Origin of the sequence: Mesorhizobium sp. M0119 (genome assembly GCF_040322615.1) — a bacterium.
Lineage (GTDB): Bacteria > Pseudomonadota > Alphaproteobacteria > Rhizobiales > Rhizobiaceae > Mesorhizobium.
Map to the genome: position 1 here is coordinate 56,810 of NZ_JAMYTU010000012.1, position 19,669 is coordinate 76,478.

Annotated in this window: 17 protein-coding genes and 1 tRNA gene; 10 read left to right on the top strand and 8 right to left on the bottom strand. The window is 64.1% G+C overall.

Annotated features, from left to right (window positions below):
* Positions 1–30: 30 nt before the first annotated feature.
* From NKJ40_RS14080 to NKJ40_RS14090, 3 genes are all read right to left on the bottom strand, one after another.
* Positions 31–702, bottom strand: coding sequence for an LON peptidase substrate-binding domain-containing protein (locus NKJ40_RS14080; RefSeq protein ID WP_292665010.1), 672 nt, complete (start codon positions 700–702; stop codon positions 31–33).
* A 163-nt stretch (positions 703–865) separates the two neighbouring features.
* Entirely contained in the window at positions 866–1,858 is a 993-nt protein-coding gene (gene trxA, locus NKJ40_RS14085; RefSeq protein ID WP_352466533.1) for a thioredoxin, read from the bottom strand.
* Between the two features lie 85 nt (positions 1,859–1,943).
* The gene (locus NKJ40_RS14090; protein ID WP_352466534.1) at positions 1,944–2,441 is read right to left on the bottom strand and encodes a prolyl-tRNA synthetase associated domain-containing protein; all 498 of its coding nucleotides are present in this window, start codon (positions 2,439–2,441) and stop codon (positions 1,944–1,946) included.
* 231 nt (positions 2,442–2,672) lie between these two features.
* On the opposite strand from NKJ40_RS14090, the gene NKJ40_RS14095 reads away from it, so the two are divergent.
* The 3 genes from NKJ40_RS14095 to NKJ40_RS14105 all read left to right on the top strand — a co-directional run bounded on the left by NKJ40_RS14095 (position 2,673) and on the right by NKJ40_RS14105 (position 4,901).
* A tRNA-Gly gene (locus NKJ40_RS14095) sits at positions 2,673–2,747 on the top strand.
* A 385-nt stretch (positions 2,748–3,132) separates the two neighbouring features.
* Positions 3,133–3,471 (top strand): hypothetical protein, encoded by a 339-nt coding sequence (locus NKJ40_RS14100; RefSeq protein ID WP_292665306.1) that lies wholly within the window; start codon positions 3,133–3,135, stop codon positions 3,469–3,471.
* Positions 3,472–3,662: 191 nt separating this feature from the next.
* Entirely contained in the window at positions 3,663–4,901 is a 1,239-nt protein-coding gene (locus NKJ40_RS14105) for a M24 family metallopeptidase (protein WP_352466535.1), read from the top strand.
* A 9-nt stretch (positions 4,902–4,910) separates the two neighbouring features.
* Here the strand turns inward: NKJ40_RS14105 and NKJ40_RS14110 are convergent, their stop codons facing one another.
* Positions 4,911–5,783 (bottom strand): helix-turn-helix domain-containing protein, encoded by an 873-nt coding sequence (locus NKJ40_RS14110; protein WP_352466536.1) that lies wholly within the window; start codon positions 5,781–5,783, stop codon positions 4,911–4,913.
* A 106-nt stretch (positions 5,784–5,889) separates the two neighbouring features.
* Between NKJ40_RS14110 and NKJ40_RS14115 the strand changes: the two genes are divergently transcribed.
* From NKJ40_RS14115 to NKJ40_RS14140, 6 genes are all read left to right on the top strand, one after another.
* Positions 5,890–7,161: an extracellular solute-binding protein gene (locus tag NKJ40_RS14115; RefSeq protein WP_352466537.1), complete on the top strand. Its 1,272-nt coding sequence runs from the start codon at positions 5,890–5,892 to the stop codon at positions 7,159–7,161.
* Between the two features lie 207 nt (positions 7,162–7,368).
* Positions 7,369–8,229: a carbohydrate ABC transporter permease gene (locus tag NKJ40_RS14120; protein ID WP_023720572.1), complete on the top strand. Its 861-nt coding sequence runs from the start codon at positions 7,369–7,371 to the stop codon at positions 8,227–8,229.
* Entirely contained in the window at positions 8,226–9,092 is an 867-nt protein-coding gene (locus NKJ40_RS14125; protein WP_352466538.1) for a carbohydrate ABC transporter permease, read from the top strand. The genes NKJ40_RS14120 and NKJ40_RS14125 overlap by 4 nt, the downstream gene beginning before the upstream one ends.
* A gap of 8 nt (positions 9,093–9,100) precedes the next feature.
* A complete protein-coding gene (locus tag NKJ40_RS14130; RefSeq protein ID WP_352466539.1) occupies positions 9,101–10,198 on the top strand; it encodes an ABC transporter ATP-binding protein in 1,098 nt (365 codons plus the stop codon).
* Positions 10,199–10,254: 56 nt separating this feature from the next.
* Positions 10,255–12,288 carry an aldo/keto reductase gene (locus NKJ40_RS14135; protein ID WP_352466540.1) on the top strand — a complete coding sequence of 678 codons (2,034 nt, stop codon included), beginning with the start codon at positions 10,255–10,257 and terminating at the stop codon, positions 12,286–12,288.
* A 140-nt stretch (positions 12,289–12,428) separates the two neighbouring features.
* On the top strand, positions 12,429–14,228 hold the full coding sequence (locus NKJ40_RS14140) for an NAD(P)-binding domain-containing protein (protein WP_352466541.1): 1,800 nt from the start codon (positions 12,429–12,431) through the stop codon (positions 14,226–14,228).
* Between the two features lie 135 nt (positions 14,229–14,363).
* Here NKJ40_RS14140 and NKJ40_RS14145 read toward each other — a convergent pair whose 3' ends face one another.
* The 3 genes from NKJ40_RS14145 to NKJ40_RS14155 all read right to left on the bottom strand — a co-directional run bounded on the left by NKJ40_RS14145 (position 14,364) and on the right by NKJ40_RS14155 (position 16,759).
* The gene (locus NKJ40_RS14145; protein WP_352466542.1) at positions 14,364–15,593 is read right to left on the bottom strand and encodes an amidohydrolase/deacetylase family metallohydrolase; all 1,230 of its coding nucleotides are present in this window, start codon (positions 15,591–15,593) and stop codon (positions 14,364–14,366) included.
* Between the two features lie 22 nt (positions 15,594–15,615).
* Complete coding sequence (locus NKJ40_RS14150; protein WP_352466543.1) at positions 15,616–15,981, bottom strand: RidA family protein; 366 nt, start codon at positions 15,979–15,981, stop codon at positions 15,616–15,618.
* 349 nt (positions 15,982–16,330) lie between these two features.
* Positions 16,331–16,759: an Lrp/AsnC family transcriptional regulator gene (locus NKJ40_RS14155; protein ID WP_352466544.1), complete on the bottom strand. Its 429-nt coding sequence runs from the start codon at positions 16,757–16,759 to the stop codon at positions 16,331–16,333.
* Positions 16,760–16,883: 124 nt separating this feature from the next.
* On the opposite strand from NKJ40_RS14155, the gene NKJ40_RS14160 reads away from it, so the two are divergent.
* A complete protein-coding gene (locus NKJ40_RS14160) occupies positions 16,884–17,987 on the top strand; it encodes a saccharopine dehydrogenase family protein (RefSeq protein WP_352466545.1) in 1,104 nt (367 codons plus the stop codon).
* Positions 17,988–18,153: 166 nt separating this feature from the next.
* Here the strand turns inward: NKJ40_RS14160 and lpdA are convergent, their stop codons facing one another.
* Entirely contained in the window at positions 18,154–19,548 is a 1,395-nt protein-coding gene (gene lpdA / locus NKJ40_RS14165; RefSeq protein ID WP_352466546.1) for a dihydrolipoyl dehydrogenase, read from the bottom strand.
* Positions 19,549–19,669 lie beyond the last annotated feature (121 nt).

Below are 19,669 nucleotides of genomic sequence, written 5' to 3' on the forward strand. Positions count from 1 at the left end.
TTCTCCCCTTGTGGGAGAAGGAGGGCCAACCTACTGCAAACTCGAACCGAAATCCTCATTGTCGCGCGCCAGCGCCATTTCGGTGATGGCGATCAGCGTTTCGGCGCGTGTCTTCAGATCGGCCGCTTCGAGCAGCGCCTGTTTCTCGGCCGGCCCGTAAGGCGCCATCATCGACAGCGCGTTGACCAGCATGGCGTTTTCGGCGCGGCTGACGCTTTCCCAGTCGGCCTCCAGATCGTTGGCCTGCAGATAGGCGCGAAACGCTTTGAGCAGCGCCGGCCGGTCGATCTCGGCTTCTGCCTGGTCGTCGTCGAGATCGGTGAGAAAGGGTGCCAACCGGCACTGGCGGAACGGCGTCTTGACCGTGAGTTCCTGGACAATGCGGAACCGGCACACGCCCTGCAGCGAAATCAGGTAACGGCCGTCGCCGCTCTCGGACAGCGCAATGATGCGCCCGGCACAGCCGACATTGCAGAGCCCCGGCTCGCCGTCTGGACGCAGCGCGCCGTCGAGGCTGGGCTGGATCATGCCGATCAGCCGCGGCCCGGCAATCGCCTCGTCGACCATCTGCAGATAGCGCGGCTCGAAGATGTTGAGCGGCATGCGGCCTCCAGGCAGCAGCAATGCGCCCTCAAGCGGAAAGATCGGCATGGTCGACGGCAAGTCCGCAGCGAGCCGGTAATGCGCGTTTCCCGCCTGCACCTCAATCCTCCGATCGCTTTGTCAGGAAGCGCACCAAATCCGTCTCCTCCTGGCCGGCACAAGGCGCAACACCGGAAACCTGAAATCGAACGCCGTCCGGAAACCTAATCTGGCGCAGCCGCCGCCCACCGCAAGCCCGCGCGACAAAACAGTCTGCGCCGGCTCAGGAAAACAGCAGCGACGACAGTTTGCGCCGTGCCGACAGGGTTGCTTCGTCGGTCATGCCCCATGCCTCGAAGAGCTGCAGCAACTGGGTTCTGGCGCCGTCGTCGTTCCACGAGCGGTCGGCCTTGATGATCGCCAGCAGATTGTCGGCCGCCGCCATGCGATCACCCTTGGCGTTCTGGATCATGGCAAGCTCGAACCGTGCCTGGTGATCCCCGGGATTTTCGGCCAGCCGCCGTTCCAATTCCGCCGGATTGCCGAGTGCCGCGGCTTGTGCTGCGAGCGCCATCTTGGCGCGCAGCGCGGCGAGCTGGGGCGCATCCTTCTTCGCTTCCGGCGCCCGCGCCAGCACCGCCTCGGCACCTTCGGCATCGCCGGCCTCAAACAGCAGATCGCCCAAGCCGGCGATCGCCTCGATCGTTTCCGGCGCCTGTTCCAGGATGGCATCGTAAATGTCGGCCGCTGTCTGCACATCCCCGGCGTCGCGCGCCTCGGCAGCCGCGGCCAGCGCTTCGGTCACTTGCGGCGCGCCACCGTTCTTGCCGCCGACCTTCTGGATGAATTGCGTGATCTGGCTCTCGGGAATGGCGCCCATGAAGCCGTCGACCGGCTGGCCGTCCTTGAAGGCAATGACCGCCGGTATCGACTGGATGCCAAGCTGGCCTGCGATCGATGGATGGTCGTCGATGTTCATCTTGACCAGCCTGACCTTGCCGCCGGCGGCTTTCACCGCCTTCTCCAGCAGCGGCGTCAATTGCTTGCAGGGGCCGCACCATGGCGCCCAGAAATCGACCAGCACCGGTTGGCGGCGCGATTCCTGGATCACGTCGGCGGCAAATCCAGCGGTCGTTGTGTCCTTGATGACGTCGGCCGGCGCCTCCGCAAGCGCGACCTTCTCACGCGCGGCATCGGTGCCGCCATATTGCACAGTGGTGGCATACTGGCCGCCATTGCTGCCAAATGGGCCGCCAAAGGGGTTGCTATCGCTCATCTCATCGCCTTTCAGTCGCGCCGCCGGCCAAGGGACGGGCGCAACATCCTTCTTTAGAACCCGGTTTCAGTCACCCATGTGGCGATCATGCCGAGACTTTCAAGATAACAACATCATGTCCGGTTGCCTCGACGAATTTGACCAAGTCCGCGGCAGCGATGGACGTCGTCGCTTCGTTGGTCAGCGGGTGGGCATTGACCACCGCATGGCCCATCAGCTCCTCGTCCAAAACGACCTTGACCCTTTGCTCGGTATCGTTGATCAGCCCGAACACCGTGACCGCGCCCGGGACGACGCCGAGAAGCTCCATCAGCATCTCCGGCCGGCCGAAAGATACGCGGCCCGCAGCGCCGATCAGATGGTGGATCTGCTTGAGATCGACCACCGCCTCCTCGTCGACGCTGACCAGGAAGAAATTGTCCTTCTTGTCCTTGAGGAACAGGTTCTTGGTGTGGCCGCCGGCAATCTCGCCGCGCAGCGCCTGCGAATCGGCGACCGTGAACAGCGGCGGATGGCGCCGGGTCGATACCTCGATCCCGAGTCCGGCAAGAAAGGTGAAAAGTTCGGCTTCGGTCGTCGGCATCGGTCTTTCTTCTGATGGCCCGCTTTCAACGGCTTGTTCGGCTAACGCCGTTTACGGCCAATGATGCGGCCAAGACAAGCCCGTCGCGCAACGCGGGGGCGATTGCCTTGCGACGTCTCGCAGGATGGCTTGTCCGCATTGCCGGCGAAGCAAAAAGCCTGCGAATTCCCTGTTGCAATCGCCGCGCTCTTCAGCCATATAGGCGCGGCTTGCGGCCCAAAAGCCGCGCGAGCGGGTGTAGCTCAGGGGTAGAGCACAACCTTGCCAAGGTTGGGGTCGAGCGTTCGAATCGCTTCACCCGCTCCAATTTCTCTCAAGGGAAATCAAGCATCGAAAAGCCGCGGTTCGCCGCGGCTTTTTCGCATTTGGGCGGTTGAGGTCGCGGCGATTTCAAGCCTGCTAAAATGGCCGACATAGCCCGATCACCTCGCCCCCGTGGGATCGTACGCCAGCTTTGGCTGCTTAGGCGAAGCGAGTCTGTCGCTTTGCCACCTTGACCAGCACGCGTCTCCTTGCGGGAAGTAAGCTCCTGGGATTTCAGACTTTTGCGCGTCGATCCCGGACCAAGGTCCGTCTTGCAGAATGCTGTGTTTGGACAAAGCTTGTTAGATAGCGGGCTTCCACTCTGGAAAGTCCTGACGCTTTTCATCTGGAACCCATCCTGGCGGGAGGGCGACTCGAAGGAGGAACTATGAAAACGCGCACCTGTTTGTTCGCGACTGTAGCCGCTCTCACCCTTGTCGCGTCTCCGGTCCTCGCTGCTCCCGGCGGCAATGGCAATGGCAACGGCAATGGCGGCAGCAACGGTAACGGCGGAAACTCGGCCGGGGCCGGCTCGCAGGGACACGGAGCCGCCACCTCCGCCGCAGCCAAGGACAAGTCGACGACCGGAGTTGCTCATGCAATGGCGGTCGTTGCAACGACACCGGCCTCACCGCGGGCTACGCTGGCCTTGCAGGCAGCGCTGGATAGGAAGGCCGCGAAAGACGCGGCAGACACTGCCGACGACACTTCCGACGAAACCGAATAAGCTTTCGAAGCCGACAATTGTCGCGTTGAAAAGCCGCGGTTCGCCGCGGCTTTTTCGTTTCCCGTCCTGGCGTCGAACTCTCAAGGTGAACAGCGCTTCCAGAAAAAAGCTGCTCCACCGCGGCACTGAAGCTACGCTGAGGCCAAATGCCGCCGCGTCGGCATCGAATTCGATCGCACTGGAGGGAACCCATGACCGGCTTTGTCGACCGCGAGCGCGCAACAGACCTGATGCAGCGCGCCGGCATCGAGGCGCTGGTGCTTTGCGAGCCCGAGGCGTTCCAGTATGCCACCGGCGCCTGGATCGGCCCGGCCGGCCTGTTCCGGCGCGCCGGCGCCGGCTTCGTCGTCATCCCCAAGCGCGGCGACCTGCCGATCGGCGTCGTGGTGGCGGATTTCCAGGCTGCCCAGCTGCGCGCGGCGGCGCCCGATGCCGTCCTGCGCACGCATCCGATCTGGATCGAATCGGCGTCGCTTGAGCCGGCGACGGCCGACCGGCCCATTGCGCAGCGCATCGAGGCGGGCCTGGTTGGCCGCGCGCCCGGTTTTTCACGTCCGGCGACCTTCGAGCTTGCCCGCTCCGTCCGCGAGCTGAAAATGATCCTCGCCGAATTCGGGCTGGAGCGTGCAACGCTCGGCATCGAGCTGGATTTTGTCCCGGCCAGCGATTTTTCCGCGATGCAGGCGATGTTGACGGGGACTGCCCTGGTCAACGGCTCGCAGATCCTCGACAGGCTGCAGGCAATCAAATCGCAGAGCGAGATCGACCTTCTGCAGCGGGGCATCGTCCTGTCGGAAGCCGGCCTGTCGCGGCTGCAGCAGCATGCAGCGACCGGCATGCGTCAGTCTGAGCTGGTCGCGCTCTACCGGCAAGGCGTCGCCGATGCAGCCTCCGGGTCGTCGCAGCAAATCTCGACGGCGGAATACGTCACGCTGGGCGCTCGCCCCAAAAGCGCCGATGCGGTCGCCGCCGCCGGCGATCCGCTCAAGGCCGACATGGTCTGCAGCGTGAACGGCTATGCCTCCGACATGTCGCGGAATTTCACCTTCGGGCCACCGTCGCCCGAACAGGCCGAATTGCATGCGATAGCCGAACGCGCCTTCGCCGACGGGCTTGCCGCGCTCATGCCCGGAAAGCCGCTCGCCGCCGTGCATCGCGCCGCCAGCGAAAGCCTGGCGCGCCAGGGCCTGCGTTCCTATCGCCGCGGCCATTTCGGCCACAGCGTCGGCCATTCCGTATTTTCGGAGCAATGGCCATTCATCTCGGCCGACAGCGATGTCGTGATCGAAGCCGGCATGGTGCTGGCATTCGAGATCCCGCTCTACATCGACGGTCTCGCCAGCTTCAATCTCGAGGACCAGTTCCTGATCATCGGCAACGGGCCGTCGCCGATGAACCGCTTGCCGAGAAGCCTGGCTACTTTGGGCTAAATCCAGCCGTCACCTGGCGCCCGCCACGCCCCTGCGGAAATCCGACGGCGACATGCCGGCAAGCTTGCGGAATGACTTGTTGAAGGCGCTGAGCGAACCGAAGCCCGATTCCATGGCGACGCGCAGCACATTGGCGTCCTGATGCATCAGCAGCGCCTGCGCGTAGCTGAGGCGCAGCAAATTCACATATTCGTTGAGCGTCATGCCGGTCGATTTCTTGAAGATGCTCATGGCGTACTTGGGATGGATGTCGGCCGCCGCGGCGATGTCGACGCAATCGATCTCGTAGAGGAAATTCTCGGCGATGAAGTCGCACATGCGCCCGACATTGCGCAACGATTGCTGATCGAAGGGACTGCCTATCGCCTGTTCGACCGGGGTTTCGGGCACGAGCCGGTAAGGCTCGAAGCGCACCCGCTCCAGCCGCAGCAAAAGCTCGTTGACGGCATGCTCGGCCTTGACCGGGTCGCCGGAGCGGGCATAGCGGTTCCAGCGTTCGAAATTGTGGTCGTCCGACCGGTCGGTGGCGTCGGTCACCAGCGTCGCCCCCGTCATCAGCCTGTTGCGGACATCGACGGGCAAATGCAGCCGGAAGAAATGCACCAGCGGCAGATGCGCGCCGGCATAGATGGCATCGTCGGAGGCTTCGTCCATCTGGTGCGGCAGGCCGCCCCAGAACAGGCACATGTCGCCCGCAGAGAGGGAAAGCCCGTGTCCGTCCATGCGGTAGTGCACGGCGCCGCGCACGATGAAATTCACCTCAACCTGGGCGTGCCAATGTGGCTTGAGCATCACCAGGGGCTGGGTGTGGAACATCTGCAGCAGCAGCGGCAGGCCCTCCACGCTGCTGGCGCCGGGCTGGTAAAACGGCCTTTCCGGCATCTTACTTTCCGCTCATTTCTTATTCCCTTTGTCGCGGACAAGGCGTTCCCGAGGCCTAGTCTAGCCACGCTCGCAAACAGAGAGCAACTGAAATGGGAGGATTTCGATGCGCATAAAATTGACCTGCGCCGCGCTCGCGCTTGCCTTGGGCTCCAGCCCGGCCTTTGCGCAGTCCGGTGAAATCACGATCTGGAGCTGGAATATCGCCGCTTCGTCGCTGAAGGCCACCATAGCGGGCTTCAACAAGCAGTTTCCCGACATCAAGGTCACGGTCGAGGACCTCGGCAACCAGCCGACCTACGACAAGTCGATCGCCGGCTGTGCCGCCGGCGGCGAGGGGCTGCCGGACATCGTGACGATCGAGAACGGCGAAGCGGAAAACTACTGGAGCCAGTTCCCGGATTGCTTCGTCGACCTGCACACGCTCGGCTACACCGCGGAAGACCAGGCAAAATTCCCCGACTTCAAGCGCACCGAGCTCGAGGTTGACGACAAGGCCTATGCGATGCCGTGGGATTCCGGCCCGGTGGCGATGTTCTACCGCCGCGACTTCTACGAGAAGGCCGGCGTCGATCCGTCCTCGATCAAGACCTGGGACGATTTCATCGCCGCCGCCAAGAAGATCCAGGCCGCCAATCCCGGCGTCACGATGACCAACGCCGATTTCAACGGCGATTCCGAATTCTTCCGCATGATCTCCAACGAGCAGGGCTGCGCCTACTTCTCCGCCGACGGGCAATCGATCACCGTCAACCAGCCCAAATGCGTCGATGCCATGACCAAGATCAAGGAGATGAAGGACGCCGGCATCATTTCCTCTGCCGACTGGAGCACCAAGATCACCAACAACACCGCCGGCAAGGTCGCCACGCAGATGTATGGCGGCTGGTATGAAGGCACCGTGCGCACCGAATCGCCCGATGGGGCAGGCAAATGGGGCGTCTATTTGATGCCGAGCCTGACCGCCGACGGTCCGCGCGCCGCCAATCTCGGCGGCTCCTCGCTCGCCATCACCTCGGTGTCGAAGAACAAGGAAGCCGCCTACGCCTATCTGAAATACACGCTTGCGACGAATGAAGGCCAGATCACCATGCTGAAAGGCTTCGGCCTGGTGCCGTCGCTGATTTCGGCGCTCAACGACCCTTATGTCTCCGAAGGCCTGCCCTATTGGGGCGGCCAAGCCGTGTGGAAGGACATCCTCGGCACCTTGCCGAAGGTCGTACCCAGCCGCGGCACGCCGTTCCAGAGCGACGCCGAAATCATCATCCGCGCGGTGCAGACCAAATATCTGGCCGGCGGCTATCCCGACGCCAAGGCAGCGCTCGACGATGCCGCAAGCCAGATCGCCGCGGCGACCGGCCTGCCGGTCAAGTCGTGATCTGAAGGAGGCGGCTCCGAGCGCACGGCTCCCCTTCTCCCCTTGTGGGAGAAGGGGTCGCCGAAGGCGACGGATGAGGGGTGCTCCAGCTTGGCGCCGGCGGCACTCCGGCCATCACCCCTCAACCGTCTCGGCGCTACGCGCCGACCCACCTTCTCCCACAAGGGGAGAAGGCAAGAGACTTGAAAAGCAGAAAGGAGGAAAACGATGCGCTACCAGAACGCCACGGCGTATCGCTTTCTCGCGCCTTATCTGCTGATCTTCTCGATCTTCTGGCTGTGGCCGATCATCGATTCCTTCCTGATCTCGTTCCAGGCGACGCGCACCGTGCCGTGGCGGTTTGCGCCGACCTTCAACTGGGGCCGGCTGATCGGCGATCCGGCCTTCTTCAATGCCTTGAAGAACACATTGCTTATCCTTGTCATCCAGGTGCCGGTGATGATTTCGCTGGCGATTGTGATGGCGGTGCTTTTGAACTCGCCGCTGCTCAAGGCGCGTGGCCTTTTCCGCTTTGCCTTCTTCGCGCCGGTCGTGGTCGGCGAAGTCGCCTATTCGGCGGTTTTCCGGCTGATGTTCAATCTCGACTACGGCATCATCAACAAATTGCTGAACAGCATCGGCCTGCCCAGTGTCGACTGGTTTACCAACGTCACCCCGGCGATGGCGGTGATCATGATGGCGGTGACGTGGCGCTGGGCCGGCTACAACGCCATCATCCTGCTCGCCGGCCTGCAGTCGATTCCCGAGGATGTTTACGAGGCGGCGACCCTGGACCGGGTCAGCAAGGTCAAACAGTTCTTCTACATCACGCTGCCGCTGCTCAAGCCGATCATCGTGTTCTGCGCCGTGCTGTCGATCATCGGCACCATGCAGCTGTTCACCGAGCCCTTCCTGATCACCGAGCGCGGCGGGCCGGGCGGCGGCACCGAAACGCTCGGGCTGCTGCTTTACCGCCAGGGCTTCCGGTCGCTCAATTTCGGCTACGCTTCGGCCATCGCCTACACCATGGCCGGGCTGGCGATCGCCATTTCGCTGGTACAGATATGGCTGACGAGGGAACCGAAATGACCTCGCGTTCCCCAATAGGCCATTCCCGGGTCAGCCGTTCCCAGGCCAGATTGGGCCGCAGCATCGCACTGCATCTCTTCCTGACGCCGCTGGCGCTGGTCTGGCTGTTTCCGCTGTGGATGATGGTGGTCTTTTCCACGATGCCCGACAACGGCATCTTCAGCCCCGACATCGAGCTTTTGCCGCATGGCAACTTCCTCGACAATGTCGGCAATCTGCAGCGCGGCACCAATTTCATCGGCGCCATCGGCATCTCCGTCTCGGTGGCGGTGACCTATACCTTCCTGTCGGTGATGCTAACCTCGATGGCCGGCTGGGCGCTGGCGCGTTACAACTTCTTCGGCAAGGGCATGGTCGTCGCCATCATCTTCGGCACCATCACGCTGCCCTATGCGGTCGTGCTGATCCCGCAATTCATCATGGTGGCGCGCGACTTTAAGCTCGCCAACACCTGGGTAGCGCTGATCGTGCCGCCGCTGTTCAATTCGCTGGGCGTGCTGTTCATGCGGCAGAGTTTTTCGATGATGCCGCACGAGCTGTTCGACGCCGCCAAGGTCGAGGGCGTCAAGGAATGGCGGATATTCCTGTTCGTCGCCCTGCCTCTGGCGCGGCCGATGCTGGCGGCGCTCGCCATCATCCTCTTCCTTGCCTCCTGGAACAACTATCTCTGGCCGCTGCTGATCAATTCCAAGCCGGGCGCAATGACCGCGCCCGTGGCGCTCGGCACGCTGATCGGTCTCACCAAGGTGTCCTGGGGCGGCATCATGGCGGGCGCGGTGATGCTGACGGCGCCAATGCTCGTCGTGTTCGTGCTTCTGCAGCGCCATTTCGTTGCCGGTATCGCTGCCGGCGCCATCAAGTAAGGATCACCATGGCGGCAGTCACACTCAAAAACGTCATCAAGCGCTTCGGCGTCTTCGAAATCGTCCACGGCGCCAATATCGACATCGATGACGGCGAATTCGTCGTCTTCGTCGGCCCTTCCGGCTGCGGCAAGTCCACGCTGCTCCGGATGATCGCCGGGCTCGAGGACATCAGCGACGGCGAGATCGCCATTGGCGGCAAAGTGGTGAACGACGTCGAGGCGGCCGATCGCGGCATCGCCATGGTGTTCCAGTCCTACGCGCTCTATCCGCACATGACGGTCGAGCAGAATCTGAGCTTCGGCCTGAGAATGACCGGCAACCCCAAGGCAGATACCGAGCGGCGGGTAAAGCGGGCTTCCGAAATCCTGCGCATCGCCGAGCTGATGAAGCGGCGGCCGCGGCAATTGTCGGGCGGCCAGCGCCAGCGCGTCGCCATCGGCCGTGCCATCGTGCGTGAGCCGCAAGTGTTCCTGTTCGACGAACCGCTCAGCAATCTCGACGCCGAGCTCAGGGTGCAGATGCGCGTCGAGATATCGCGCCTTCATAAGGAGCTTGGCGTTACCATGGTCTATGTGACGCACGACCAGACCGAGGCGATGACGCTGGCCGACAGGATCGTCGTGCTCAACGCCGGCAATATCGAGCAGATCGGCGCGCCGCTCGACCTCTACGACGACCCCGCCAACCGCTTCGTTGCCGGCTTCGTCGGCTCGCCGAAGATGAACTTCCTGGCGGCGAAATTGGTTGGCGCCGCCAACGGCGCAGCGGTCGTCGAACTGGTCAACCATCGCGGCGCGCGACTGCGCAAGCCGCTTTCGGATGCCTTGCCTGGGATAGGCGGCGATGTCGTGCTTGGCGTGCGGCCGGAGCATTTCTTCGACGCCGGCCAGGGCGATTGCGACCTTACCCTCAAGGCCGACGTCGCCGAGCACTTGGGATCGGTGAGCTATGTCTATGCCAATTCCGGAACCGGGGGCGGGCGCGAGGAACTGATCATCGAGCGCGAGGCCTCGCGGCATCGCGCGAACGGCGACGACCTGGTGGTGTCGATCAAGGCCGACCGCTCGCTTCTCTTCGACGCCACCGGCGCACGCATTCGCTAACCCATCTTTCTTTTGTCCGATCGCGATTGCTCGCGGCCACCCCACGGAGATTTGACATGACGTCCAAACCAGAAAAAGTTCGCTGGGGCATTCTCGGGCCCGGCAACATCGCCAAGGCCTTTGCCGGCGGCGTCGCCCATTCGCGCACCGGCACATTGGTCGCCTTAGGGGCGCGCAATCCCGGCAAGGCCGGGCTCACCGAGGCTTTCCCCGGCGCCCGCATCCTCGACGGCTACGAGGCTTTGCTTGGCGATCCGGATGTCGACGCGATCTATATTTCGACGCCGCATCCGAGCCATGCCGAATGGGCGATCAAGGCAGCCGAGGCCGGAAAGCATGTGCTTTGCGAAAAGCCGCTTGGCCTGACCGCATTCGAGGCCGACGCCATGATCCATGCCGCGCGCAAGGCCGGCACCTTTCTCGGCGAAGCCTTCATGTACCGGCTGCATCCGCAGACGGCCAAGCTGGTCGAGTTGGTCAAGGCCGGTGCGATCGGCGACATCAAGGTGATCAAATCCAGCTTCGGCTTCGCCATGCCGAGCTTCATGCCGGAGCACCGTCTCTACGCCAAGGATCTCGCCGGCGGCGGCATTCTCGATGTCGGCGGCTATCCCGTCTCGATGGCGCGGCTGATTGCCGGCGCCGCGGCGGGAAAGCCCTTCGCCGAGCCGGACAAAGTGGTCGGCGCTGCGCATTTCGGCCAATCCGGCGTCGACGAATGGGCGTCGGCGCTGTTGCATTTTCCGGGCGGCATCGTCGCGGAAGTGTCCTGCAGCATCTCGCTCGCGCAGGACAATGTCTTGCGTATTCTCGGCAGCAAGGGCCGCATCGAGGTCGCGGATTTCTGGTTTGCCGGCGGCCAGCAAGGCGGCACCGGCGAAATCCGCATCATCCGTCCGGGTGACACCGAGGTGGTCGAGGTCAAGGAGGACGGCTGGCTTTACGCGTTCGAGGTCGACGCCGCCGGCGAGGCCATTCTCGGCGGGAAGCAGGAGTTCGCCTGGCCCGGCATGGGCTGGGCCGACAGTCTCGGCAATCTGCGTGTGCTCGATAAATGGCGAGCCGCAATCGGGCTCGAATACGACATCGAGAAACCGGCAAAGCGCGTCAACACCATCTCCGGACGGAAGTTGCGCTCCGGCGGGACCGCCATCCCCAAGCGCAGCATTCCGGGCCTGCCGCGGCCCGCCTCGTGCCTGGCGCTCGGCTTCGAGGATTTCCGCACCTTTTCGTCGGGCGCCATCCTGCTCGATGCCTATTTCGAGGCCGGCGGCAATCTGTTCGACACCGCCTTCGTCTACGGTTCCGGCTATACCGAGACGCTGCTCGGCCAATGGCTGAAGAACCGTGGCGTGCGCGAGCAGTCGGTGGTCATCGGCAAGGGTGCGCACTCGCCGCTCTGCTATCCCGACGTCATCGGCAAGCAGCTCACCCAGTCGCTCGAGCGGCTGCAGACCGACCATATCGACGTCTATTTCATGCATCGCGACAATCCTGACGTGCCGGTCGACGAATTCGTCGATGCGATGGACCGCGAGGTCAAGGCCGGCCGCATTCGCGGTCCGTTCGGCGGCTCGAACTGGACAATGGAACGCATGGACGAGGCGATTGCCTATGCCGAGCGCAGCGGCAAGCAGAAGCCCGGCGCGCTTTCCAACAATTTCTCATTGGCCGAGATGCTGGAGCCGATCTGGGCAGGCTGCGTCACCTCCTCCAGCGATGAATGGAAGGCCTGGCTTAGCGCTCGGCAGATGCCGAATTTCGCCTGGTCGAGCCAGGGCCGCGGCTTCTTCACCGATCGCGCCGGCCGCGACCGGCGCGACAATGAGGAGTTGGTCCGCGTCTGGTACTCGGACAAGAATTTCGGCCGCCGCGACCGCGCCATCGAGCTCGCCAAACGGTTGGGCAAGAGCCCGATCCACGTCGCGCTCGCCTACGTCCTGGCGCAGCCCTTCCCGTCCGTCCCGCTGATCGGGCCGCGCTCGCTCGATGAACTTGAAGACAGCCTCCAGGCGCTCGACATCTCACTTTCGCCGGCCGATCTTGCATGGCTGGATAGCGGTTCGGATCAGGCCCGCGCGCGGGCCTGACCGCAGCGGCAGTCGCTTCAGCCTTACGCTGCGCCCTTAGCTTCCGGACCGTTTGCGCTGCCCTCACCCTCTCCCGCAAAGAACCGGGACAGGGTAAGAATGAGGGCAGCGCCACCGTCTCTGGAAGTTAGGGAAGACAGATGCTCGACATCGCACCATCGAAACAGGCTGCCACCTGGCTCGGTTCCTTTGCCAGGGCGCTCGAAGCGGGCGACGTCGAGGCCGCAATCAACCTGTTCGTCGAGGACTGCTACTGGCGCGATCTTTTGACCTTCACCTGGAACATCAAGACGATGGAAGGCCGCGCCGCGATCCGCGACATGCTGACGGCGACGCTGGCAACCACGAAGCCTGCCCAGTGGCAGCTCAGCGGCGAAGCGACTTCGGACGAAGGCACCATCGAAGCCTGGTTTTCTTTCGAGACGTCATCGGCATGGGGGCAAGGCATCATGCGCCTCAGGGACGGCAAATGCCGGACGCTGTTTACGGCAATGAGCGATCTCAAGGGGTTTGAGGAGCGCAAGGGCCCGGCGCGGCCTCTGGGCGTCCGCCACAAGGCCGATCCGGAGCGCGAAACCTGGCTGGAGGCGAGGCGCCGCGAGGCGCGTGACCTCGGCGTTAGCCGGCAGCCCTATTGTCTGGTCATCGGCGGCGGCCAGGGCGGCATCATGCTGGGGGCGCGACTCAGGCAATTGGGCGTGCCGGCCATCGTCATCGAGAAGAACGCCCAGGCCGGGGACTCCTGGCGCAATCGCTATCGCACGCTCGTGCTGCACGACCCGGTCTGGTACGACCATCTGCCCTACATCCCGTTCCCGGAAAACTGGCCGGTGTTCACGCCCAAGGACAAGATGGGCGACTGGCTGGAGATGTATACGCGCGTCATGGAGCTCAACTACTGGACCTCCACGCCATGCGTGAGCGCCTCCTATGACGAGACCGAAAAGGTCTGGACGGTCGAGCTCGACCGCGCCGGCGAGCGCATCACGCTGAAGCCCAGGCACATCGTCTTCGCGACCGGCGCCTACGGCCCGCCGAGGCCGATCGACCTGCCGGGCGCCGAGGTCTTCCAAGGCGAAATCCTGCATTCCAGCCAGTATTCCAGCGGCGAGAAATTCCGCGGCAAAAAGGTCGCAGTCATCGGCGCGGCAAGTTCCGGCCATGACGTCGGCGTCGACCTCTGGGAGAGCGGCGCCGAGGTGACCATGGTCCAGCGCTCGCCGACGACGGTGGTCAAGTCGGACACGCTGATGGAGATCGGTTTCGAGATATTCTCGGAAAAGGCCCTGGCCCGCGGCATCACCACGGAGAAGGCCGACATGATCGTCGCCTCGACCCCGTTCGCGCTGCTGCCGCAAGGCCAGCGGGCGCTTTACGACATCATCAAAGCGCGCGACGCGGCCTTCTACGATCGCTTGCGCGGCGCCGGCTTCGCCATCGATTTCGGCGACGACGAGACTGGGCTCCTGATGAAGGCCTACCGCACCGGCTCGGGCTTCTACATCGACGTCGGCGCCTGCGACCTGATCATCGACGGCGAGATCGGCATCCGCAGCGGCGTCGGGATCAAGTCGCTGACGCCGACAGGCATCCTCTTCGACGACGGCACCGAACTGGCAGCCGACGCAATCATCGCCTGCACCGGCTATCTCTCGATGAACGAGACAGTGGCGGCGATCGTTTCGCGCGAAGTCGCCGACAAGGTCGGGCCGTGCTGGGGGATTGGCTCGGGCGTGAAAGGCGACCCCGGGCCGTGGCAAGGCGAATTGCGCAACATGTGGAAGCCGACGGCGCAGGAAGCGCTGTGGTTCCACGGCGGCAATCTGGCGCTGTCGCGCTTCTATTCGAAGTACGTCGCGCTGCAGATCAAGGCGCGCATGGAAGGCATTCCGACGCCGGTCTATGGCGCGCCGGTGCGAAGCTGTGATCTCCCCCCTTGAGGGGGAGATGGCCGGCAGGCCAGAGGGGGTCGCCGCGCGTCGAGCGCCAACCTCCATCCGTTGCAGGAAGGCGAGCCCCGGTCGAACCGACCCCCTCTGTCGCCTTCGGCGACATCTCCCCCTCAAGGGGGGAGATCACCGACGCCCGAAATGCCGGCTCACAACATCGACATGCGTGCCGTGCGGATGGGCTTCGAAGCGCTCGGTTTCGCCGAGATCGTCCACCGCCTCGTTCGGCCACCAGGTGCCGCCGACCACGATGCCGTCCGAGACCAACCTTTGCTCGGCGACCAGCGAGGCGCCGACCGAATCGACAAAGGTGAAGCGCCCCGGGCGCAGCCGCAGCACCGCGACGTCGCCGACCGCACCAATCGCAAGCCTGCCGAGATCGGGCCTGGCGATCGCTTCGGCCGGCCGCTGTGTCGCGGCGCGCAGCACCTCGACAAGCGGCATGCCGAGCGCCAGCAGTTTCGACATGCAGACCAGAATGTCGAAGGCCGGCCCGTCGACACAGTAGAGATGCACGTCGCTGCTGATCACGTCCGGCGCCAGTCCTTCGCTCAGCATCGCTTTGGCCACTTCGAAATCGAACGAGCCCATGCCGTGGCCGATATCGAAGATGACGCCGCGCTCGCGCGCCAGCCGCATGTCTGGCCGCACCGCCCCCGAGGCGAAGACCGGCGCGTTGGGAAACGGCCGGAAGCAGTGGGTGAGGATGTCGCCCTTGCGCAGCCGCGGCAGCACTTCCGAGCGGCCGGGCGGCGGCTCGTCTATATGCGCCATCAGCGGCAGGCCGGCTTTGTCGGCGGCCTCGAGCGCGAGATCGACCGGCGCGATGCCGCTGGTGCCACCGGCGTGGCGACCCGAGCGAACCTTGACGCCGACAACCACGTCCGCGTGCTCGCGCGCCGCCGCCACCGTTTCCCGCGGTTCGCAGAGCCGGAGGTCGCTACACTCGCCGACCGCCACGGTCTGCGAGAAGCCGAAAATGCCGGCAAAGGAAATGTTCACATAGGCCAGGATGCGGACCTTCGAGCGCTCGATGACGTGGCGGCGAAAGCCGAGGAAATTGCCGGCGCCGGCACTTCCGGCATCGATGAAGGTGGTGGTGCCGCTCTTTGCGGCGAGCCGGTCGGCATCGACGCCGAGCGAGGTGCCGCCCCAATAGACATGGCTGTGCAGGTCGATCAGGCCCGGCGCGACGATGGAGCCCGTGGCGTCGATGACGCGCGCGGCACGTTCGAAGGGGATTTCGGCGTCGATCGCGGCGATACGGCCGTCGGCAATCGCCAGATCGCGTTGCGCGTCGAGGCCGGACGCCGGATCGATGAGGCGGCCGCCTTTTATCAGCAGATCGAATTGCATCGCGCCTGTCTCCGCTTGCCCGTCAGGCCGGCCTGTAGGCAACGGCCTCGACCTCGATCTTGATGTCGATCATCAGCCGCGACTCCACTGTCGTGCGCGCCGGCGGGTCTTTCGGGAAATGCCTGGCATAGACGGTGTTGAAAATGCCGAAATCGCGCGCGTCCTCCAGCCAGACCGTCGTCTTGACCACGTCGTCGAGGGTACAGCCGGCCAGCGCCAGTGCCCCCTTGACGTTCGACAGCACCTGCTCGGTCTGTTCGGCGATGCCGCCCTTGACCACCAGCCCGTCGCTGCCGACCGGTACCTGGCCTGAGACATAGACGAAATCGCCGGCCCTGACCGCCGGCGACAACGGCACATGGGATTTTCCAAAACACTGCTTGGGCAAGGGGGCCTCCTCTAGAACTCTTTGCGTGACCGCCCTTATGCCTGCCACAGCGATTTTCATCCAGCGCTTTGCTACAGGAGTGTCAGCTTAGTCACCACGCTCGGTGATTCTTCGCGCCCCCTCTGTCCTGCCGGACATCTCCCCCACAAGAGGGAGATTGGCCATCATCACTGATTTCGCCAACCACCAACCTTGCAAGAGGGGCGCTGTCAGCGAAGCTGCCGATCTCCCCCCAAGTGCGGGAGATGTCCGGCAGGACAGAGGGGGGCGCTGTCCCTCCGGCGCGTAAAAAGGGTTCTGCACAGCAGCGGCACGTCGACTAGGAGCGCTAGGTACTATGCTCCACCGCTCAGCGGTCGATCCGCGTCGACAGGATGATCGACGACGACGTCCGCTCGACCCCGTCCATGGCGCCGATCTGGTCGAGGAGCGTGTCGAGATCCCTGATCGACGGCGCCTCGACGATGACGATCATGTCGAAATTGCCGCTGACCGAGTGCAGCGTGCGAACCGGTGCCAGCGCCTGCAGGCTGCGCACCACCTTGTCGGCAAGCTTGGGGGTGACGGTGAGCAGGACATGCGCCCTGACCAGTCCCTGTTCGTAGTCCGGTGAAAGCCGGACGCCATAGCCGGCAATGATGCGGCGCTGTTCCAGCCGCTCGATCCGGCTTTGCACCGTCGTTCGTGAGACGCCGAGCCGCCGCGCCAGTTCGGCGGTCGAGGCGCGCGCATTGATGCGCAGCAGGGAAAGCAGAGCCTGGTCGGCATCGCTGAGCATTTCGACGAACCTTACCGGCATATTGCACAAAGAGATACTGCGTTTAGTACAATTCCACGCTTCCTTTCAACAGGCAAGCTGCGATTCTAGCCATCAAATTTAACGTTGGTGCGAGGGACCGGTCATGAAAGAAATCATCGTCGTCGGCGCCGGCAAGATGGGCTCGACCATTGCCGAGATGCTGGCTTCCACGGGCGACTACCGTGTCACGCTCGTCGACCGCTCGGCGGCGCAGCTCGGCGCGGCCGAACTGCCTGAAACAGTCCAGACGCTGGAACTCGACATCGAGGCCGCCGGCACCCTCGAAGCCGCCCTGGCCGGCAAGTTCGCGGTGCTCAGCGCCGCGCCCTTCCATCTGACCACGCGCATCGCCGAGGCGGCGGCCAGCGCCGGCGTGCATTATCTCGATCTGACAGAGGACGTCGTCAGCACCAGGCGGGTCAAGGAGCTGGCTCGTTCCGGCAGCAGCGCCTTCATCCCGCAATGCGGCCTGGCGCCGGGCTTCATCTCGATCGTCGCCAACGATCTCGCCAGCCGCTTCGACACACTGGAAAGCGTGCGCATGCGGGTCGGCGCGCTGCCGCAATACCCGTCGAATGCGCTGAACTACAATCTGACCTGGAGCACCGACGGCGTCATCAACGAATATTGCGAGCCTTGTGAGGCGATCGTCGAAGGCGAGCTAATCGAGGTGCCGCCGCTCGAGGAGCGCGAGGAGTTCTCGCTCGACGGCGTCACCTACGAGGCATTCAACACCTCGGGCGGGCTCGGCACGCTGGCCGAAACGCTGAAGGGCAGAGTGCGCACTCTGAACTACCGCACCATCCGCTACCCCGGCCACGCCGCGATCATGAAGGCGCTGCTCAACGACCTCGGCCTGCGCCACCGCCGCGACGTGCTGAAGGACATTTTCGAAAGCGCCCTGCCGGCGACGCTGCAGGACGTGGTTATCGTCTTCGTCACCGTCAGCGGCCGCAAGAATGGCCGCCTGCTGCAAGAGACCTACGCCAACAAGATCTACGCCAAGCGTGTCGGCGAAACGGTGCGCAGCGCCATCCAGATCACCACGGCGTCCGCCATCTGCGCCGTGCTCGACATGCTGGCCGACGGCACCTTGCCGGCAAAGGGCTTCATCAAGCAGGAGGACATCGCGCTCGATGCGTTTCTAGCCAACCGCTTCGGCCGCGCCTATGCGCAGCACGAGATGGTTAGCCGGCTTGCGGGGTGAGCTGCGTAATCTCCCCCTTGAGGGGGAGATGTCGCCGAAGGCGACAGAGGGGGTCGCCTCGCGTAAAGCGCTAACCTCCATCTATCGCAAGGGAGGTCGCATCCAGTCGAACCGACCCCCTCTGGCCTGCCGGCCATTTCCCCCTCAAGGGGGGAGATCACCTGCCTCAGACATGCACCGCCCGCCCCAGCGCCTTCAGCGCCGCCTCCTGAAAACCCTCGCCCTGTGTCGGATGGGCATGGATGGTGCCCGCAATGTCCTCCAGCGTCGCGCCCATCTCCAGCGCCAGCCCAAACGCCGTCGACAGTTCCGACACGCCCTGGCCGACGGCCTGGATGCCGAGCACCAGATGGTTGTCGGCGCGGGCAACGACCCGCACGAAGCCGTCCTCGCCCAACTTCGTCATCGCCCGGCCATTGGCGGTGAAGGGAAACAGTCCGACCTTGATCTCGCCACGGGTCTTGGCCTCCTCCGGCGACAGGCCTGCGGTGACCAGCTCCGGATCGGTGAAGCAGACGGCCGGGATCGCTCGTCTGTCCCAGCTGCGCCTATGGCCGGCGACGATCTCGGCGACCATTTCGCCTTGCGCCATCGCCCGGTGCGCCAGCATCGGCTCGCCGGTGACGTCGCCAATGGCAAAGATACCGCGCATCGAGCTGCGGCACTGGTCGTCGATGCGGATGAAGGGTCCGGCCATGTCGAGGTCGATCTGCTCCAACCCCCAGCCTTCGGTGACCGGCTTCCGACCGACCGTGACCAGGACCTTGTCGGCAGCGATCTTGCCGTTCTTGCCGCCATTCGTCTCGACCAGCAGCCCGTCGCGCTTAGTGGACAGCCCCTTGGCCTTGGCGTTCACGAGCACCTCGATGCCGAGTTCGGCCAGCCGCTTCACCACCGGCCGGGTCAGTTCCGCATCGTATTGCGCCAGCACGCGCGGCAACGCCTCGACCACGGTCACCTTGGCGCCCAGCTTGGCAAAGGCGATGCCGAGTTCCAGCCCGATATAGCCGCCGCCGACCACCGCCAGCTTTTTCGGCACTTCGCTCAGTGCCAATGCTTCTGTCGAAGAGATCACCGGCCCGCCGAACGGCAGCGATGGCAACTCGACCGGCGCCGAGCCGGTTGCGATCACCACCGTTTCGGCGCGGATCACCTGCATGCCGATCTCGGTCTCGACGGCAACGGTCTTGCCGTCGCGGAATGTCGCCCAGCCATGCACCGTCTTCACGCCCGCCTTCTTCAGCAGGCCGGCGACACCGTTGTTCAGCCGGCTAACGATGCCGTCTTTCCAGGCAATGGTCGCGGCGAGATCAAGCGATGGTGCGGCGATCGCAATGCCGAGCGCGCTTTTGCCGCCGGCCATGTACGAGAGCTTCTCGAACTCCTCGGCCGCATGGATCAGCGCCTTGGACGGGATGCAGCCGACATTGAGGCAAGTGCCGCCGGGCTTGCCGGCCTCGACAATCACCGTGTCGATGCCAAGCTGCCCGGCACGGATGGCGCAGACATAGCCACCCGGACCGGCGCCGATGACCAGCAGCTTGCAGGAGATTTCCTTCATGTCGTGCCCCATGCAGCGGCTCGGAAAAGGGCGCTCCGTGGCGATCCTTCGCGCCCCCCTCTGTCCTGCCGGACATCTCCCCCACAAGGGGGGAGATTGGATCTCGCCTCCGCCTTCGCCA

Bases quoted from the DNA above. Each gene is read 5' to 3' on its own strand.
- NKJ40_RS14090 (WP_352466534.1), bottom strand. From the start codon at position 2,441: ATGCCGACGACCGAAGCCGAACTTTTCACCTTTCTTGCCGGACTCGGG.
- NKJ40_RS14140 (WP_352466541.1), top strand. From the start codon at position 12,429: ATGCTCGACATCGCACCATCGAAACAGGCTGCCACCTGGCTCGGTTCC.
- NKJ40_RS14110 (WP_352466536.1), bottom strand. From the start codon at position 5,783: ATGCCGGAAAGGCCGTTTTACCAGCCCGGCGCCAGCAGCGTGGAGGGC.
- NKJ40_RS14130 (WP_352466539.1), top strand. From the start codon at position 9,101: ATGGCGGCAGTCACACTCAAAAACGTCATCAAGCGCTTCGGCGTCTTC.
- NKJ40_RS14145 (WP_352466542.1), bottom strand. From the start codon at position 15,593: ATGCAATTCGATCTGCTGATAAAAGGCGGCCGCCTCATCGATCCGGCG.
- NKJ40_RS14155 (WP_352466544.1), bottom strand. From the start codon at position 16,759: ATGCTCAGCGATGCCGACCAGGCTCTGCTTTCCCTGCTGCGCATCAAT.
- lpdA (WP_352466546.1), bottom strand. From the start codon at position 19,548: ATGAAGGAAATCTCCTGCAAGCTGCTGGTCATCGGCGCCGGTCCGGGT.
- NKJ40_RS14115 (WP_352466537.1), top strand. From the start codon at position 5,890: ATGCGCATAAAATTGACCTGCGCCGCGCTCGCGCTTGCCTTGGGCTCC.
- NKJ40_RS14105 (WP_352466535.1), top strand. From the start codon at position 3,663: ATGACCGGCTTTGTCGACCGCGAGCGCGCAACAGACCTGATGCAGCGC.
- NKJ40_RS14125 (WP_352466538.1), top strand. From the start codon at position 8,226: ATGACCTCGCGTTCCCCAATAGGCCATTCCCGGGTCAGCCGTTCCCAG.
- NKJ40_RS14160 (WP_352466545.1), top strand. From the start codon at position 16,884: ATGAAAGAAATCATCGTCGTCGGCGCCGGCAAGATGGGCTCGACCATT.
- trxA (WP_352466533.1), bottom strand. From the start codon at position 1,858: ATGAGCGATAGCAACCCCTTTGGCGGCCCATTTGGCAGCAATGGCGGC.
- NKJ40_RS14100 (WP_292665306.1), top strand. From the start codon at position 3,133: ATGAAAACGCGCACCTGTTTGTTCGCGACTGTAGCCGCTCTCACCCTT.
- NKJ40_RS14135 (WP_352466540.1), top strand. From the start codon at position 10,255: ATGACGTCCAAACCAGAAAAAGTTCGCTGGGGCATTCTCGGGCCCGGC.
- NKJ40_RS14120 (WP_023720572.1), top strand. From the start codon at position 7,369: ATGCGCTACCAGAACGCCACGGCGTATCGCTTTCTCGCGCCTTATCTG.